The following is a 17,250-nucleotide window of genomic DNA, read 5'->3' on the forward strand; positions in this document are numbered from 1 at the left end:
TGCCATAATCCTGCCTTAACTCTCGCTCATCTTCAAAGCGAATGGTAGGGATTTGCATGCGTTCTTTCATTGTCTCGACGGTACTATTTCTAGCAACCACATTCACTGCGTTGGGGCAGGAATCTGCGCTGGTGACACTTGAAACAAGGCAAGACAGCGAGGGCTGGGAGGCCGTCGGCCGTCTGGATATTCGCGGCAAAGGGTTTTGCACAGCTGCGCTTATCCGCGACCGGTTGATTCTTACCGCAGCGCATTGCCTTTATGATGACGAGGGCATCCTGATCGATCCCGACCGGTTTGAGTTCCGGGCCGGCCTGCGTGATGGACGCGCTTCGGCGACGCGGACGATCTCGCGCGCCATCGCGCACCCCAATTATACGCCCAATGGCGACAGTACCCGCCCGTCCGAGGTAGCTATGGACATCGCTGTGCTAGAGCTTGACCAACCGATCCGTGCGACCCGGATGCGTCCCTATTTGATTGCCCCACGTCCCTTGACCGGTGACGAGGTCGGCGTTGTCTCTTACGGGCGCGGCCGGGAAGATGCGCCGAGCCTGCAAGAGCTGTGCAGCGTTCTGGGCCGCCAGACCGGAGTGATTGTGATGACCTGCGATGTAGAATTTGGATCCAGTGGCGCCCCTGTTTTCATGGTTCATGAAGGCGAGACGCGTATCGCCTCGGTCGTGTCAGCGATGGCGCATGTGGATGGGCGCAAAGTTTCGCTTGGCACATCGCTTGAAGGGCCATTATCGGCCTTGCTTGCGCATTTTGCCGCGATGGGCCCCGCCCGCCCGGGTGGATCGCAACGTTTGATCACAACGGGCGAGCGCAACGATACAGGCGCCAAATTTGTAAGTGTTGATTAGGGCCTGAGGTTTCGATGTAAATCGAAACTCTCCGGGGTCTTGAAACCCGCATTTTCCATCCCCAGATAAATTCTACCGGAACGCCAAGGATGGGTTCCGATCAACCCTGCCTGTCCCATCTGGGAAGGCTAAACAACTGTTATCGCTTGATAAAGGATGACTCAAATGCGTAATTTCGACCTAACACCACTTTACCGTGCCACCGTAGGCTTTGACCAAATCGCCGACCTGATGGACCGGGCCCTTGCCAATGAAGTGGGACAGAACACCTACCCCCCATACAACATAGAAAAGACCGCTGATGACGCCTGGCAAATTTCCGTGGCCGTCGCCGGATTTTCCGAAGATGAGCTTGCGATTGAGCTGAAGGATCGGGCATTGCTGGTCACTGGCCGCAAAGCCGATGAAACAGCAGAGCGCAACTTCCTACATCGCGGCATCGCTACCCGCGCATTTGAGCGTCGTTTCCAATTGGCCGACCATGTCAAAGTGACGGGGGCCACCCATGAAAACGGCATGCTGAATATTGATTTGGTCCGCGAAGTCCCCGAAGCGCTGAAACCGCGCCGAATTGAAATCGCATCATCCGCCAAAACGGACGCCAATCTGGTTGATGCGAAGTCAGTAAACTAAGGCCTAAAGCAAAGTCACATTCGCATCAAAGGCCCTTGCACAGCAGGGGCCTTTCTTATGTGGACGACTGTCAAGCCGAACCAGCACTGCTGCGATTGCAAAGCCAATCTGTCAATGTCGGCAGAGAGCCAAGAGTTACAAATTATGTGACTTACACAAATGTCCGCTACGGCGAGCTCTAGAAAGGACTGGGTGACTAAGTTGTCATCGCCGCGTCGATCCGGTCCAGCACGGCGTCAGGGTCGGCCCACCAGTCCTTGAGCGGCAAGGTAATGACCTGCCAGCCGAACACCTCGAGCAGGGTTGAGCGGGTGGTGAAGGCTTCCTTCACGCTGCCATCGGCGGCGCGGTCGATCAAGATTGCGAGTTGGTAATCCTCGGCGCCCGGTTTGCGGATCGCAAGGTCGACGACAAAGTCAGACAGGCCAAGGTTCTGCCGCACCTCCCAGCCGCGCGCTTTGATCCGGTCGGCCATTGCTTCGGTCACCACGTTCGCCTCTTTGTGCTTGCCGCCGCCGATCCGGTTCGAGACCGAAGACAGCGCGCGCACCGCAGCGGTGTCATTGCCGGTCGAGACAGCTTCCGCGTAGTGCAGGAAGGTTTTCAGCGCATTTGCACCGGCGTTGTAGTCGTTGCTGATCCGGTCACCTTTGATCGAGGAGACGACGACCATGTTTTCTTTGGCACGTGAGAAAATGACGTTGAGGCGCTTTTCGCCGCCAAGCTTGTTGATCGGGCCGAAGTTCATCCGCATCTTGCCTGCCCGGTCAGGGCCGTAGCAGATCGACAGGATGATGATGTCGCGCTCGTCGCCCTGGACATTTTCCAGATTCTTGACGAACAGGCCGTTGAAGGTTCCGTCGTCTTCGCGGTCACGTTCGGTATCCAACAAGTCGGCGAATTCCTCGTCCTCATCGGCGAGGCGGTTCAGAGCGCTGTCGATTTCGCCTTGCTGCGCTTCCGAGAAAGCAACGATGCCGACGCTTTTGCCGGTTTTCTGAGCCAGCAGATCGCGTAGGAAATGGGCGATGTAGGTTGCCTCGCCCGCGTTGCGGCGTTCGGAATAGGTGCCGTCTTGCAGGTAATGGAAGCTAACGGGACGGCGGAGCACGTTTGCCGCCGGTTCAGGCAAAGTCGCGGGGTCGGTGACGTTGAGCGGTTCACCCTCGGGCAGACAGCGGTGTGACGGGATGGTCAGCAGGCGACCCGAGTAGAAGGCCTCGTTCGAGAACCCGATCAGCTCTTCTGAGCGCGAGCGGTAGTGCCAACCCAGCATGGTGGCGCTTAGTTTCTCGGCCGACAAAGCCAGAAAGCTGTCCTGGCTCAGTTCGAAGTCGAGGTCGTCGTCGTCCTCACCGTCAAAGTCATCGTCTGCTTTGCCCGAGCCAAAGAAGTTGGTCGGGGGCAGCTGTTTGTCGTCCCCCACGACGATGACTTGCGGCGCGCGGACCAGCGTAGGCACGGCGTCCTCCACCGGGATTTGGCTGGCCTCGTCAAAGATGACTACATCGAACAGATCGGTGCCAAGGGGTAGGACGTCGGCGACGGAGAGCGGGCTCATCAGCCAGATGGGCTTGAGATCGGGCAGCAGCGCGCCCGCCGGTCCGGCCAGCATCTCGCGCGGGGAGCGATAGGCGCGGGTCTTGCCGAACTCATGTTCCAGTGCGCGGCGGGCCTTGTTCAGGTTAGACTTGCGGTCGCGGTCGGCGAAGTCCAGGTCACGGTCCATTGTGTTGGTCAGCGCGACGTGTTCGCGGAACCGGGTGATAGCGCGAGTTTCCAGCAGTTGCGCGTTCAGGGTTTGCAGTGCGACGCGGCTTTCGGCGATGGTTTTGCGGGTAGCGGCCAGCATATCAGGGTCGACATTGGCTAGGCCGGGGACCTGAAGCAGGCTGCGCCGTACCGCTTCGTGCAGCGTGGCAGCGTCGATCCGGTCGGGCGCCAGGTCGAGCACGGTCAGCGATGACCAGAGCGAGGTTGGCGCGCTGGCAAGCGGTTGCATTAGCGGTTGCAGGTCGCGCAAAGCAGGTGCATTGGTGGCGAGGTCGGTCAGGGCCGCGTCGGCGCTGTTGACCGGAACGGTTTCGAGGCCCACAAGCTTGCCGTCTATCTCGGACAACAGTGCCTCGGCCAGGCTGGATAGCCGCGCCAATGTGGTGATGTTCGCCTCGGCCTGCGGATCGGCGGCGCGGATGGCCGCGCGAAGCGGATCGGCGGCAAGGCCTTCTCGTGTGCCGCCGCTTTCGAATTCGACCAGAAGGTCGGTCAGCTCGGCGTGGTCGTCGAACCCGAACTTAAGAGCGATCTCTCTCGCCCGGGTGTCGACGGCTTTGGCCGCCTCGTGTTCGGCTTTCAGGTCGCGGAGCAGTGAGGTAATCGAGGGCTCTATCGCGAGGCCCGTCACATCGGTGCGAGACGACACCAGCGCTTTCAGCCTGCGCCAATCGCCCGAGAGGAAGGACAGGAAGCTGCCTTCCTTTTGTTCGGCCAGTGACAGGGCAGTTTCGGTCTCGGACGGGCTTAGCCGGTCAGTCCATGCGGAGGTCTTTTCGCGGGCTTCGTCAAACTGTCGTTCGACCTCGCCAAGCGCGCGCACCTCCCCCCGGTAAGATTTGCGCTGCGGAGTGTCATCGCCGAAGACGCCAAGCTGGCCTACTTCGGCGGCAGGGGAGACGCGGGCCGCAAGCTGGATCTGGGCGATCAGACTGCCGAGGGTCAGAGGCGCGTCTGTGGTGAACGCAGCATCGGCGGCAGCTGTGAGTTGGCCGGTGCGAGGTGCGATGCGTTGCAGCAGGTCGGGCAGCGTCGTCGTGAGGTCGTCGGTTTTCCAAAGTGCGGGGCCAACAAGACGTTCGGGGCGGCGGGCCAAAACCTCGTCCCCGCTGATCCGTTTGAGGCCGGCGGCGGCGCGGCGCACCGTGTCAGCGTATTTGGTCCAAGTGGCTAAGTCAGGCAGATGCAGGCGTTGCGCATCAGTCAGCGCAGGCGCCTCGACCGACAACGCCCGCCGCAGAACGTCGGCCAACGCGGTATCAGACCCGATAGCCGGCCCGCGCATCGTGTCGACCAAAAGCGCGACATCGGCCAACGCGGTTTCGATGCGCGTCATCTCGGTCCGGCGGAGCGTTTCGATGTCGTCCTCAGATTTTTCGGGCGGCGTTTCGGACCAGTGATTGTAGATCCGTTCGAGTTCTTTGATGAAGTCGCGCTTGTTTTCTTGACTGTCATGGACAAGGGCGCACATAGTGCTCAGCCCGATACCGCGCAGTCGGTTGTACACCACATCCAACGCAGCGCGTTTTTCACAAACGAATAGAACGCGTTTGCCCTGACCGATGAAGTCAGCGATTAGGTTTGAAATTGTTTGGGACTTGCCGGTGCCTGGGGGGCCTTGAATGACATAGCTTTGGCCTGTGCGGGCGCGCAGGACAGAGGATTCCTGAGTCGGATCCATTTCGATCACCGGATAACGCTTTTCCGGTTTGGGCAGGCTGGGCACACTGTCGGCAGGACGGGGATCGTTACTGAACAGCAGATCAAACGCCTCGTTCGGCACCATCTCGCCCGAGATCAGCGCGTCATAGTCCCGGACCAGCGTCATCTTGCGATAGTTGAAATTGGCCAGCGTGACGTTGCACAGATCGAAGCTCCAGTCATAGCGACCTGTCGTGTCGTCGACCTTTTGAAGGACGTTGCCTTCCAACTCGGCAGTGTTGGCGACCATATTGTGCTGGTTGAATCGTCGAGGCAGCGGGCGACCGGTCAATTCCCGCCGGGGGGCTTCAGCGAGCGAGACGAACTCGCGGAAGAGTTGGATGCCAAGCGGCTCGAAGCCGGGGCGGTCGTAGGAGTACTTCATGCCTTTCAGCGTGCGGCGGCCACGGGAAACAGTCTGGCGACGGCGGTTGAACTGATCCAACCTACGCCGCACCTTTTGGTGCAGCAGGCGCATCTTCGGCCGGTCAGCGTATTCCAGTTTAACGCCCGGCTCAGTGGCCATGATCTGCTTCTCGAGATTGGCGTGCAGATTTTGCAGGGCGTTGTCTTCGGCTAGATCCACTTCGGGGGGCAGGCGGATGCCGTAGAGCTTTTCCAGCACGAAGGACAGTGCCGGGTTGATCGTGGCAATCGTGTTTTCAAGCCGCAGGGTGAATCCGTCGCGGACACCTTTGCGGCGTTTCAATTCCACACGCATAAGCAGTAGCGGCGATGAGATCGGCGCCTCTGGCGCGTTCTTGAGATCATACCAGCGGAGGAACACCGGCACCAGCCGCAGAGGTGAGCCGCCGAATTCGCGTTGGTCGCGGGCCGCGTCTGAGCGAATTTTGGCGAGAACCGATGGCGCGAAGAGCATTTCCTCGAAGCGCAAGTAACTGCCGAGTGTTACTTCTTTGCCCGCGATCAGCTTTCGCATCACGTCGGCCTTGGCGGTGAATAAGTCTTTCTCTTTGATCGCATCGATATTGATGACCAGCGGCACCGAAGTCTCGGTCAGGTTCAACTCGCCCGCGGTGGGCTTGTGATAGACCAGCCGGTTACGACGCGTCAGGTCGTACAGCCGCGCGCGGAGGCGTTTCATCAGCTCCTTTTGCGGGTCCTTCTCTTCGGCCACGTTCAGCGACAGGTCGGCCTCGAAATCGGACCCGATCGAGCGGTGGTTTTCCAGCGCCTTGATCAGCGCGCCAAGATCCTGCGCCCGGTCATAGCGATGCAGCGACGTCATCCGTTCAATCGCGCGGGCCATGACAGGGTGCAAACGCGTGTTCAGTCGGGTCAGGTCGGTGCGGTGACGGGTGAAGATTTCCAGCGGCTCGCGCTCGCGAAAGTCCAGCCCGGTGGCGAGCGAGGCCATGATCATTCCAAGCCCATAGATGTCGGTCAGTGGGTCATGGTGGCCGGCTTCAACTTCCCACGACCGATAACCAGTTAGGTAGCGCGGGGTGGGTGTGTCTTCTGCTTCGTCTGATACCGATTTATCGCTGACCTTGGTCCCGTCATCGTCGGAAACGACACTGAGGTGTTCGACCACCTTGACCGAACGTTTCTGGTCGCGGTTTTTGAGCCGAGTAACGGCCTGTGTCGTAGCTGGGTTTTCCAGATCGGCATTCTGGAACCAGAGATGTCCGTGATCAGCGTGCAACTTGTTAGGCGAGAACACGGGCGCGACCTTGCCCTCATTATGCGCGCCATAAACTTGCAGCATCAGCGGCAGCATGGCCGCCAAAATGTCTTCCGACCCGATCGAACTGGCGTCGTTCCACTGGTCCAGCAGATCGAAGAAGCCGAGCTGTTGTTCCTCGATATTTGTGGTGGCGTCGGTCATGTCGCGGCCTCCGCCCGTTCGGCACGGATCTTGGCGACGCCCTTGGCCTTCAGCTTGAGATCCTTGGCAGCGATTTTGTCGAAGGCCTCTTCCAGGCCCCATTCGGTCGAGATGTCGAAAGCGGCCATCAACGACGTGTCATCCAGTTCCGGATCAACGGTGGCAAAGTCGGCCAGCACAAAGGCGAGGTAGTCGCGCAAGCTGTCGTCCATCTTGGCGATATCGTCTTTCGGTGCCTCCTCGGCCTCGGACTGCCTCTCGAAATCGGGGAAGAAGGTGCGGGCATGGGCGCCCAACATCTCGCTTTCCTCGGCCCAGTCGGCGGCAAGGATATGGGTGATCAACGCACGCGTCGTTGCGGAAAGGGTTTCCTGTCGCAGCAGATCCAATCGTTCCAGCTTGGCCTTGCCCTCAACCAGCTGGATCAGTTTCTCGTCGGCGGTGGCTGGGTCTTCGGCCCAGTTCGACAAGGCGATGGCGCGGATGTAGGTCTCAGGATGGGTGAAACCTTCGGAACCGTGGCCATCAGCCATTTCCAATGCCTCGCGGGCCTGGGTCAAGTAAGCCTCGACAGAGACCTTCGACAGGCCACTGCCGACCTTGACTAACGACGAGATTGACGCCTTGACGTTGCCCGACACGAAAAGCCCCAGGCGGTCCGCATAGATTTCCTGATACAGCCTCGAAAGCCAGAGCGAGGTGGCATGCGCCTGATGCGCGCCATGTTCGCCGCAGATCCAGTCAAGCATCCGATCTACAATGAAATAACGACCATCCTCGCGCGTGTGGTGCATGTAATGTGCCATCTCGTGGGCCAGAACGGCGGTCAGCTCCTCGGGTTCGAGGAATTCAATCAGATCGCCGTGAAAGATGATGTTGACCGTGTCTGGCATAAAGATAAGCGCCGCATTTCGTGCATCCCCCTGACCCTGGTAGATTGTCAGCGGTGCCTCGATCTGGAGCATGTCGGCAACGGCTTGGGCTTGTTTGAACAGCTCACCATATGTGGCCCGATCCAGCCGGACCGAGTTTTTCAGCAGAAACAACCGGTGATCGTCAAACGTCTGCGCCGCCATATTGTCGGACGCGAACCATTTCCAGAACCCTTCTTCCTCGCGCTCGAGAAGATCGGCGAGATTCTTGTGATAAGGTAGGAAATCAGGGATTATGCCGGGTTTTGGTTCGGTTAGATCGCTCATTCTACCCGTCTACCGTACTAAAAGGTACAATTCTATGTCCCGAAAACGGCTTTCACTGGGTCAATTTCCCTCGTTCAACATCTCGCTGATTTGGAAAAGAAGACATTCACGGCATAACGACCAAATTCTGCTTTGTCCCGCATCTGAAACATTGAGTATTGGCCGCAGCAAAGCTCACGGTGTCTGTCAAAGGCACCGAGTTAAGAGGCCGAACCAACGCTGTTCACCTAGCGACGTAAGCCTTTTTTGGTTCGTGCCTGACATGATGATGTAAGGTCACCAAGTACCTCTTTCGGTACGCGCCGTTTTATAGGGATGCTGCCCTATTTTACTGTCGGTTATGCCGACCGGACCCTGCGCGCAGCATCCCACATCGGCGTAGGCGGTGTATCTAGCGCCAAACGCCAAAGCTTGATTGCGAGCAATGGCGACAATCGCCTTCAGCCCAATCTCATGCTTCGCAAAATGTAAGGCCGGGCGGTGCCGACGGTTTTGAGGGAACATCAAAGAATAGGGCGGTGCCTGATGGGGAAACTACAACCAACGCTCTGTTGAATCACGATGGCGTAGGCACCGCAATAGCCGGCTCGGCCTTAGAAAGCGCCCGTTGCAGTTTGCCTAAGAACCGGCCACGCGGTGATTGTGGGTCGCAGCGCATAGGCCAAAACAATGATTTTGACCGGCCTTCGTCGGCCGGTTTCTATCGCTCGCTACCCCGCGCGATCCGACACGGCAAACAGGCTTGTTTTGGCATCCAAGGCCGATCAGTTGCGCCGGACCAAAATTGGGACACCCTTATCTTTTAGATGCGGCAGCGGTTGCCCGGGACGATATCGATGGCCTGATCGGGAAAGCCAAGGCGCAGCCCCGGAAACTCGACCAGGAAACCCATATTGGTCCGGCTCCAGCTGCCATCCCCAAATTCGGTGCTGAACGCATCACATGAGCGGCCAAGATAGAGCACGTCGCCCACGTCCAGCTGTGCAGCGGTCTGCCGCCCGATTGACGTCAGCACCCCCCCGTGTTGGTTCTGCGCAAAGCTGAACACCGTCCCATCATGCGACCGAAACGGTCCGTCTTGGGCAGCAACACTGCCCGCAAAAATCATTGCAAATAAACTCATCAAAACACGCGTCATTGCTTCCCCTCTGAACGCTAATGGGCCTCGGCCCAGTTGGCTCCTTGTCCTGCATCGACTGCTAGCTTCACATCCAAACGTACCGCCGGATCGCTGGCATTTTCCATGACTTCGCGGGCTGTGCCAATCAAATCTTCGACAGCGCCCGTTTCCACCTCAAACAATAGTTCATCATGCACCTGCAGCAACATTTTTGCAGGCATATCCGCAATCGCATCCGGCATCCGCACCATGGCGCGCCGGATCACATCAGCCGCCGTGCCCTGAATTGGCGCGTTGATCGCCGCCCGTTTGGCAAAGCCCGCATGTGGGCCTTTGGCGTTGATTTCAGGGGTGTTGATCTTGCGCCCAAAGAGCGTCTGCACATAACCATGTTCCTTGGCGAAACTCACAGTGTCGTCCATGTATTTTCGAATACCGGGGAAGCGTTCGAAATAACGATCAATGAATCCCTGCGCCTCACCGCGCGGGATGCGCAGGTTGCGCGCCAGACCAAAGCCGGAAATCCCGTAGATCACCCCGAAATTGATCGCCTTGGCCTGACGCCGCACCTCGGGCGTCATTTCATCGAGCGGCACATCGAACATTTCCGACGCCGTCATCGCATGAATATCGATCCCATCCAGAAACGCCTGTTTCAACGCATCAATCCCGGCGATATGCGCCAGAATGCGCAGCTCAATCTGGCTATAATCGAGCGCCACGATCACCTTGCCCGGCTCGGCAACGAATGCCTCGCGGATGCGGCGGCCTTCTTCTGTGCGGATCGGGATATTCTGCAAGTTCGGATCGGTCGAGGCGAGCCGCCCGGTGTTCGCCCCGGCTATGGAATAAGACGTGTGCACGCGGCCGGTGTCGGGATTGACATGTTCTTGCAAAGCATCCGTATAGGTCGATTTCAGCTTGGCCAGTTGCCGGTAATCCAGAATGCGCCCGGCGAAATCATGTTCGGTCGCCAGATCCTCAAGCACATCGGCAGGCGTGGACCATTGGCCGGTCTTGGTTTTCTTACCGCCTTCTAATCCCATTTCCTCAAACAGGATTTTGCCCACTTGCGCGGGGGCCTGCACGTTAAATTCATGGCCCGCGAGTTGATATAGCTCGGCCTCCAGCCCCGCCATTTTCTGGGCAAAGGCATTGGACATACGGGACAGCGTGTCGCGATCCACCTTGATCCCGTTACGCTCCATCTGCGCCAATACCGGCACCAAGGGGCGTTCCAGCGTTTCATAAACGGTCGTGACCTGTTTGACATGCAACTGCGGTTTGAACTGTTGCCACAGCCGCAGGGTGATATCGGCGTCCTCAGCCGCGTAAGGCACGGCCTGGTCAATCGGCACACGGTCAAAGGTGATTGCCGATTTCCCCGTGCCCAAGAGCGGTTTAATGGGGATCGGTGTATGCCCCAGATACCGGTCGGACAGCGTGTCCATTCCATGATTATGCAGGCCTGCGTTCATGGCATAAGACATCAGCATCGTGTCATCTATAGGCGCGACCGCAACGCCATAACGGGCGAAAATCTTGGCATCATATTTCATATTTTGCCCGATCTTCATGACCGCATCGCTTTCCAGCACGGGGCGCAGCAGATCAAGGCAGGTATCCATATCCATCTGCCCGTCGGCCATATCGTCCGAGCCGAACAGATCATCGGCCGGGGCCGCCTTATGGGCCAGCGGGACATAACAGGCCTGCCCGGCCTCAACACAAAGCGAGATACCAACCAGATCGACGACCATTTCGTTCAGACCGGTTGTTTCGGTATCCACTGCGACATAGCCCCGTTCCCAAATCCGGTCGATCCAGACTTGCAGCGCGGCAGCGTCCCGGACGCATTCGTACTTGTCCGCGTCAAATGGCACGGCCTCGGGGGCGGCGACTTCTTCTGCAGAGGTTGCGACCTCAACCACTGGAGCTTCGACCCCCAGCTTATCCGCGATGCGTTTGGTGACAGTACGGAATTCCATCTCGGTAAGAAACGCCATCAGGTCATCGACGACCGGGTCTTTCACCTCAAGATCGTCCAGGGTGAAGGGCAATTCCATGTCGCAGTCCAGCTGCACAAGCTGCTTCGACAGTTCAATCTGCGCACGGTGGTCGATCAGGGTCTGGCGACGCTTCGGCTGTTTGATTTCCTGGGCGCGGTCGAGCAGGCTTTCCAGATCGCCATATTCATTGATCAGCAAGGCGGCGGTCTTGATCCCAATGCCAGGCGCGCCGGGCACGTTATCCACACTGTCACCAGCCAGCGCTTGCACATCGACAACACGTTCAGGCGCGACACCGAATTTTTCCAATACACCATCGCGGTCGATACGCTTGTTCTTCATCGGATCCAGCATTTCGACGCCATCGCCCACAAGCTGCATCAAGTCCTTGTCGGACGACAAGATCGTCACCCGCCCACCCGCATCGCGGGCCTGATGGGCCAACGTCGCCATGATGTCATCGGCCTCAAACCCTTCGATTTCCTCGCAGGCGATGTTAAACGCGCGGGTGGCATCGCGGGTCAGCGGGATTTGCGGGCGCAAATCCTCTGGCATCGCCTCGCGATTGGCCTTGTACTGATCATAAAGATCATTGCGGAATGTGTGACTGCCCTTGTCAAAGATCACAGCCACATGGGTGGGTGCATCGGGGCCAGAGTTTCCTTCGACATAGCGCTGAAGCATGTTCACAAAGCCGCTGACCGCGCCCACGGGCATTCCGTCGGATTTGCGCGTCAAAGGCGGCAGCGCATGATAGGCGCGAAAGATAAACGCCGAGCCATCGATCAAATGAAGATGGCAGCCTTTTCCGAATTGCGTTGTCATATCGCCCTACCCTGTTGTCCTGATAGGCGTTTTGCCATGTTCCAGTAGATCGTTCCAGTGACGTTCTGCCCACAGCACAGCGGCTAGGCCGGTTTCGCAACAGATTTGCGGACCAAATCCCAATAAATTGCCTCAATCTCGATCATATCCAAGCGGCCGCCATCGCGATACCAATGGCTTAGCCCGGTGAGCATTCCGATAATCGCCATCGTAGCGACGCGGGTATCGGCAACGGCAAAGACACCCTCTGCCTGGCCTACGCGCAATATATCCTCAAGCGCATCTTCATAGCGATGGCGCATCTTTTCGATTTCGGCAAAATTCGCGGCAGACAGGTTGCGCAGCTCCATGTAGGACACAAAAACCTGATCAGCACGGGGCAGATGGAAGCGGATATGAAACCGGGTAAACGCCTCTAACCGGGTCAAAGCATCGCCTTGAAATGCAGCGGCCTCAAGCGCGCCAAGCAAATCATCCATATGGCCCTGCATCAAATCAAAGAGCAGGCTTTGCTTATCCGGCGTGTAATTATAGAGCGCCCCGGCCTGCACGCCGACCTCGGCTGCGATCTGGCGCATGGATACGGCCGCAAATCCATGATCGGCGATCAGCCGCAAAGCAGCCTGCTGAACCTTGGGGCCTGTGATATCCGCGTGAGAGCCTTGTTTGCGTGCCATGACCCCGTGTAACTGAACGGGCGTTCATTTGAAAACCCCTTCGGAACTGGGCTTGCACGCAGATACGCAGGCGGCGTAACTTGCGCGCTATGCGGTTTTGCCTTTCCTTTGCACTTTTGTTATCTGCCTGTGCAGAATTTCCAGCCCTTGAGGGCACGATCAGCGATGCCGCCCGCGATGCGCCTTACCCGACATTGCAGCCCCTACCCGAGAACTATGTGGGGCTGCCCGTTGCGGACGATCCGCTGAGTGCGCGGATCGCGGCGTTGCAGGCCCGGGCCGCCCGATTGCGCCGGATTGACATCAGCGCGTTGCAGTAACCTGCCCTATTGGGTAGTAGGCAGGCGCAACGCGGAAAATGACAGGACCAGCCCATGACCACACCTTTGCGCCTCGGAATTGCAGGATTGGGCACTGTTGGGGTCGGGATTGTGCGGATCGTGCAGAAACACGGCGATTTGCTGGCGGCACGCGCAGGGCGGCCTATTGAAATCGTAGCCGTATCAGCCCGATCTAAATCAAAGAATCGCGATGTAGATTTGTCTGGTTACGCGTGGGAAGACGATCCGGTTTCCCTTGCCGCCCGCGCCGATATTGACGTCTTTGTCGAAGTCATGGGCGGCCATGAAGGCCCTGCCAAAGACGCAACCGAGGCGGCAATCGCTGCAGGCAAGGATGTGGTCAGCGCCAATAAAGCGCTGCTTGCTGTGCATGGTCAGGCGCTTGCCGAAGCGGCCGAAGATGCGGGCCGCGTGATCCGATTTGAAGCGGCCGTTGCGGGCGGCATCCCCGTGGTCAAAGCGTTGACCGAGGGCCTTGCAGGCAATGACATCACCCGCGTGATGGGCGTGATGAATGGCAGCTGCAACTATATCCTGACCCGGATGCAGGATGCAGGCTTGAGCTATGAAGCGGTTTTTGATGAGGCCAATCAACTGGGCTATCTTGAGGCTGACCCCGAACTTGACGTTGGCGGGATCGATGCGGGGCATAAACTGGCGCTGCTATCGTCGATTGCCTTTGGCACGCAGGTTGATTTCGACGGGGTCGAGCTGGAAGGGATCGGATCGGTCACGATTGAGGACATCAACCAAGCCGCCGATATGGGCTATAAAATCAAACTCTTGGGCGTCGCACAGCTGACCGGGAGAGGGCTGGAACAACGCATGTCGCCCTGCCTTGTGCCGGATACCTCCCCGCTGGGGCAGCTGGAAGGCGGGACTAACATGGTTGTGCTGGAAGGGGATGCCGTGAACCAAATCGTCCTGCGCGGGCCGGGTGCGGGCGAAGGCCCGACCGCCAGCGCCGTGATGGGCGATGTGATGGATATCGCCCGCGGCTTTCGCATTTCCACATTCGGGCAGCCGGCAGGAACCCTGCGCAAAGCGCGGCCCGCAAGGGCCGCGGTGCCCGCGCCCTACTATTTGCGGATGCAGCTTTTGGACAAGCCAGGCGCGCTTGCAAAAATTGCACATGCTTTGGGTGAGGCTGGCATCTCGATCGACCGGATGCGCCAATACGGCCACGATGACACATCGGCGCCGGTTTTGATCGTCACGCATAAGACAACGCGTAGCGCATTGGATGAGGCAATAGCCGCCTTTGGTAGCACCGGCGTTGTCGCAGGGGATCCCGTTGCGATCCGTATCGAAGCGGTCTGAACCACCCCAAAATTCGCGAATTTTGGGCAGTCGCAAAAACCAGCGTCTCCTTTAGCGCAAACAGTCTTGTCCCCGCCGGGCGGGCAGGATTTAGGGTAGGCAAACGCAACAAAGGACTGCCCGGATGCCAAACCCTGCCGATTTCAACGACCGCAACCTGTCTCTCGGACTTGCCCGGGTCTCTGAGGCCGCCGCCATCGCCTGCACCCCATTGATCGGACGGGGCGATGAAAAAGCCGCTGATCAGGCTGCTGTCGATGCCATGCGCACCCAGCTGAACAAGCTGGATATTGCAGGGGTTGTCGTTATCGGCGAAGGCGAGCGGGACGAGGCCCCTATGCTATATATCGGCGAAGAGGTGGGCACAGGTACCGGCCCGGGCGTCGATATTGCGCTGGACCCGCTTGAGGGAACCACCCTGACGGCCAAGGATATGCCCAATGCACTGGCGGTGATCGCCATGGGGCCGCGCGGATCGATGCTGCACGCACCCGACGTTTACATGGACAAGCTGGCCATCGGCCCGGGTTTTCGGACCGGTGTCGTCACGCTGGATATGTCGCCTGCCGAACGGGTGTCCGCACTGGCCGCCGCCAAAGGCTGTTCGACCAATGATATCACCGTTTGCGTTCTGGAGCGGCCCCGTCACGAAGACATGATCGACGAGCTGCGCGGCACCGGCGCCGCCATCCGGCTGATCACGGATGGCGACGTCGCCGGCGTGATGCATTGCGCCGAACCTGATCTTACAGGGATCGATATGTATATGGGCTCTGGCGGCGCACCCGAGGGGGTGCTGGCGGCGGCGGCTCTGAAATGCATGGGCGGGCAGATTTACGGGCGGCTTTTGTTCCGCAATGATGACGAACGTGGCCGGGCCAGTAACGCGGGGATCACCAATTTCGACCGGGTCTATACGCGCGATGATCTTGTGACGGGCGATGTGATCTTTGCGGCCACCGGTGTGACCGACGGCTCGCTTGTGCCAGGGATCAAACGCGAGGTCGGTTTTGTGACAGCTGAGACGATCCTGATGCGCTCGAAAACCGGATCGGTGCGGCGCATGATTTATCGCAACCCCATCAGCTAACCGATTCCGGCGTGGTATCCCCGGCCCCCTTTCTATAATGTGGCCGGCGATGACACAGACACAAGATCATGCGTTCCTCGGGGTCGCACAATCCGCAACAGGACGGCGCTGGATCGGCCCGTCTGTCGAGGAAGACAGGCTATCAGAGGCGATGGCGCAGACAAGCGACATGCCTGCCCCGCTTTGCCGCACATTGGTACGGCGCGGGGTCAACGCGGAGGAGGCGGCGGGGTTTCTCGCCCCGACATTGCGCGACTTGCTGCCCGACCCACATGCGCTGCGCGATATGGAAAAAGCGGCGGCGCGGTTTTTACAAGCCGTCAGAGATCGCGAAAAAATCGCGATCTTTGCCGATTATGATGTGGACGGCGGGGCCTCGGCGGCGCTGTTGATGACATGGCTGCGCGCGATGGATCTGCCCGCGACGCTGTATATCCCCGACAGGATTGACGAAGGCTATGGACCAAACGAGGCAGCGATGAAGCAGCTCGCAGACGATCATCAGCTGATCATCTGCGTTGATTGCGGCACGCTTTCACACGGGCCCATTGCAGCGGCGACAGGCGCCGATGTGATCGTTCTGGATCACCATTTGGGCGGCGAAACGCTGCCGCCCGCCTGGGCCGTGGTGAACCCAAACAGACAAGATGAAGACGGGGCGCTTGGGCATCTTTGCGCCGCTGGCGTTGTGTTTTTGATGCTGGTCGAGGCGAACAGACAGATGCGCGCGCAGGATCACAAGGGCCCCGATTTGATGGGGATGCTCGATCTTGTGGCGCTGGCGACTGTGGCCGATGTGGCGCCGCTGACGGGGGTAAACCGGGCCTTCGTGCGCCAGGGACTGGCCGTGATGGCGCGCAGGCAACGGGTGGGGTTGACGGCCCTCGCGGATATCGCAGGGCTGGATCAGGCGCCCAATAGCTACCATCTTGGCTTTTTGCTGGGTCCGCGGGTGAATGCGGGCGGGCGGATCGGCAAGGCTGATCTTGGGGCACGGCTGCTCGCAACCGATGACCCTGCCGAAGCACAAGCGTTGGCCGAAAGGCTGGACCAGCTGAACACCGAACGCCGCGAGGTCGAGGCAAACGTGCGCGAACAGGCCATGGAACAGGCAACGACGCGCGGCATCGACGGGCCGCTGGTCTGGGCGGCAGGCGAAGGCTGGCACCCGGGCGTTGTGGGGATCGTGGCCGCACGGCTGAAAGAGGCGACGAACCGGCCCGCCATTGTTATTGGGCTGGACGGGGATGAGGGCAAAGGCTCGGGCCGCTCGGTCTCGGGCATCGATCTGGGGGCGGCGATCCAGCGCACGGCCCATGAAGGACTGCTCATCAAGGGCGGCGGGCATAAAATGGCCGCGGGCCTGACCGTCGCGCGGGACCAGCTGGATGCGGCAATGGCGCGGCTAGGCGATCTTTTGGCCAAACAGGGGGCCGCTGATATCGGCCCTGCGGATTTGCGGATCGATTCGCTACTGATGCCTGGGGCAGCCAGCATTGAGCTCGTCAATCAGATGGAAAACGCGGGCCCCTTCGGCGCGGGTGCCCCTGCCCCACGCTTTGCTTTTCCCGATGTACAGATTCTGTTTGCCAAACAGGTGGGTGCGAACCATCTGAAAATCAGCTTTGGGGATGGCATGGGCGCACGCATCGACGCGATCAGCTTTGGTGCCATGGACGGACCAATCGGGCCGATGCTCCTGCAGCATAACGGCGCCCGCTTCCATCTGGCCGGACGACTTGAAATCAACACTTGGCAAGGGCGTCAGTCTGTCCAATTGCGGCTTGAGGACGCGGTAGCGGCGCATTGAAAAAACCGCACAAAAAGCGCAAAAACCCTCTTGCGTC

General features: G+C 59.1%; 11 protein-coding genes. 6 read left to right on the plus strand and 5 right to left on the minus strand.

The annotated features are described in order from the left end of the window. Positions 1-56 precede the first annotated feature (56 nt). Both AABB29_RS00165 and AABB29_RS00170 read left to right on the plus strand, forming a co-directional pair. Entirely contained in the window at positions 57-866 is an 810-nt protein-coding gene (locus AABB29_RS00165) for a trypsin-like serine protease (RefSeq protein WP_341368869.1), read from the plus strand. A 165-nt stretch (positions 867-1,031) separates the two neighbouring features. Further along, positions 1,032-1,499 (plus strand): Hsp20 family protein, encoded by a 468-nt coding sequence (locus tag AABB29_RS00170; RefSeq protein WP_341368868.1) that lies wholly within the window; start codon positions 1,032-1,034, stop codon positions 1,497-1,499. Between the two features lie 196 nt (positions 1,500-1,695). Here the strand turns inward: AABB29_RS00170 and AABB29_RS00175 are convergent, their stop codons facing one another. The 5 genes from AABB29_RS00175 to AABB29_RS00195 form a co-directional block, all read right to left on the minus strand. Then, on the minus strand, positions 1,696-6,822 hold the full coding sequence (locus AABB29_RS00175) for an AAA domain-containing protein (protein WP_373636703.1): 5,127 nt from the start codon (positions 6,820-6,822) through the stop codon (positions 1,696-1,698). Continuing rightward, positions 6,819-8,021, minus strand: coding sequence for a M48 family metalloprotease (locus AABB29_RS00180; RefSeq protein ID WP_341368864.1), 1,203 nt, complete (start codon positions 8,019-8,021; stop codon positions 6,819-6,821). Before AABB29_RS00180 ends, AABB29_RS00175 begins: the two co-directional genes overlap by 4 nt. A gap of 802 nt (positions 8,022-8,823) precedes the next feature. Then, positions 8,824-9,144 carry a hypothetical protein gene (locus AABB29_RS00185; protein ID WP_341368863.1) on the minus strand — a complete coding sequence of 107 codons (321 nt, stop codon included), beginning with the start codon at positions 9,142-9,144 and terminating at the stop codon, positions 8,824-8,826. A gap of 32 nt (positions 9,145-9,176) precedes the next feature. Continuing rightward, complete coding sequence (gene polA, locus AABB29_RS00190) at positions 9,177-11,975, minus strand: DNA polymerase I (protein WP_341368862.1); 2,799 nt, start codon at positions 11,973-11,975, stop codon at positions 9,177-9,179. Positions 11,976-12,058: 83 nt separating this feature from the next. Further along, positions 12,059-12,652, minus strand: coding sequence for a TetR/AcrR family transcriptional regulator (locus AABB29_RS00195; protein ID WP_341368861.1), 594 nt, complete (start codon positions 12,650-12,652; stop codon positions 12,059-12,061). Between the two features lie 80 nt (positions 12,653-12,732). On the opposite strand from AABB29_RS00195, the gene AABB29_RS00200 reads away from it, so the two are divergent. From AABB29_RS00200 to recJ, 4 genes are all read left to right on the plus strand, one after another. Next, positions 12,733-12,972, plus strand: coding sequence for a hypothetical protein (locus AABB29_RS00200; RefSeq protein WP_373636704.1), 240 nt, complete (start codon positions 12,733-12,735; stop codon positions 12,970-12,972). Between the two features lie 54 nt (positions 12,973-13,026). Further along, positions 13,027-14,313 carry a homoserine dehydrogenase gene (locus tag AABB29_RS00205; protein ID WP_341368860.1) on the plus strand — a complete coding sequence of 429 codons (1,287 nt, stop codon included), beginning with the start codon at positions 13,027-13,029 and terminating at the stop codon, positions 14,311-14,313. A gap of 124 nt (positions 14,314-14,437) precedes the next feature. Further along, complete coding sequence (gene glpX, locus AABB29_RS00210; RefSeq protein ID WP_341368859.1) at positions 14,438-15,403, plus strand: class II fructose-bisphosphatase; 966 nt, start codon at positions 14,438-14,440, stop codon at positions 15,401-15,403. A 49-nt stretch (positions 15,404-15,452) separates the two neighbouring features. Next, the gene (gene recJ, locus AABB29_RS00215; protein ID WP_341368858.1) at positions 15,453-17,213 is read left to right on the plus strand and encodes a single-stranded-DNA-specific exonuclease RecJ; all 1,761 of its coding nucleotides are present in this window, start codon (positions 15,453-15,455) and stop codon (positions 17,211-17,213) included. Positions 17,214-17,250: the final 37 nt, after the last annotated feature.

It is taken from the genome of Yoonia sp. BS5-3 (genome assembly GCF_038069655.2).
Lineage (GTDB): Bacteria > Pseudomonadota > Alphaproteobacteria > Rhodobacterales > Rhodobacteraceae > Yoonia > Yoonia phaeophyticola.

Bases quoted from the DNA above. Each gene is read 5' to 3' on its own strand.
- AABB29_RS00185 (WP_341368863.1), bottom strand. From the start codon at position 9,144: ATGAGTTTATTTGCAATGATTTTTGCGGGCAGTGTTGCTGCCCAAGAC.
- AABB29_RS00195 (WP_341368861.1), bottom strand. From the start codon at position 12,652: ATGGCACGCAAACAAGGCTCTCACGCGGATATCACAGGCCCCAAGGTT.
- AABB29_RS00180 (WP_341368864.1), bottom strand. From the start codon at position 8,021: ATGAGCGATCTAACCGAACCAAAACCCGGCATAATCCCTGATTTCCTA.
- recJ (WP_341368858.1), top strand. From the start codon at position 15,453: ATGACACAGACACAAGATCATGCGTTCCTCGGGGTCGCACAATCCGCA.
- glpX (WP_341368859.1), top strand. From the start codon at position 14,438: ATGCCAAACCCTGCCGATTTCAACGACCGCAACCTGTCTCTCGGACTT.
- AABB29_RS00170 (WP_341368868.1), top strand. From the start codon at position 1,032: ATGCGTAATTTCGACCTAACACCACTTTACCGTGCCACCGTAGGCTTT.
- AABB29_RS00175 (WP_373636703.1), bottom strand. From the start codon at position 6,822: ATGACCGACGCCACCACAAATATCGAGGAACAACAGCTCGGCTTCTTC.
- AABB29_RS00205 (WP_341368860.1), top strand. From the start codon at position 13,027: ATGACCACACCTTTGCGCCTCGGAATTGCAGGATTGGGCACTGTTGGG.
- polA (WP_341368862.1), bottom strand. From the start codon at position 11,975: ATGACAACGCAATTCGGAAAAGGCTGCCATCTTCATTTGATCGATGGC.
- AABB29_RS00165 (WP_341368869.1), top strand. From the start codon at position 57: ATGCGTTCTTTCATTGTCTCGACGGTACTATTTCTAGCAACCACATTC.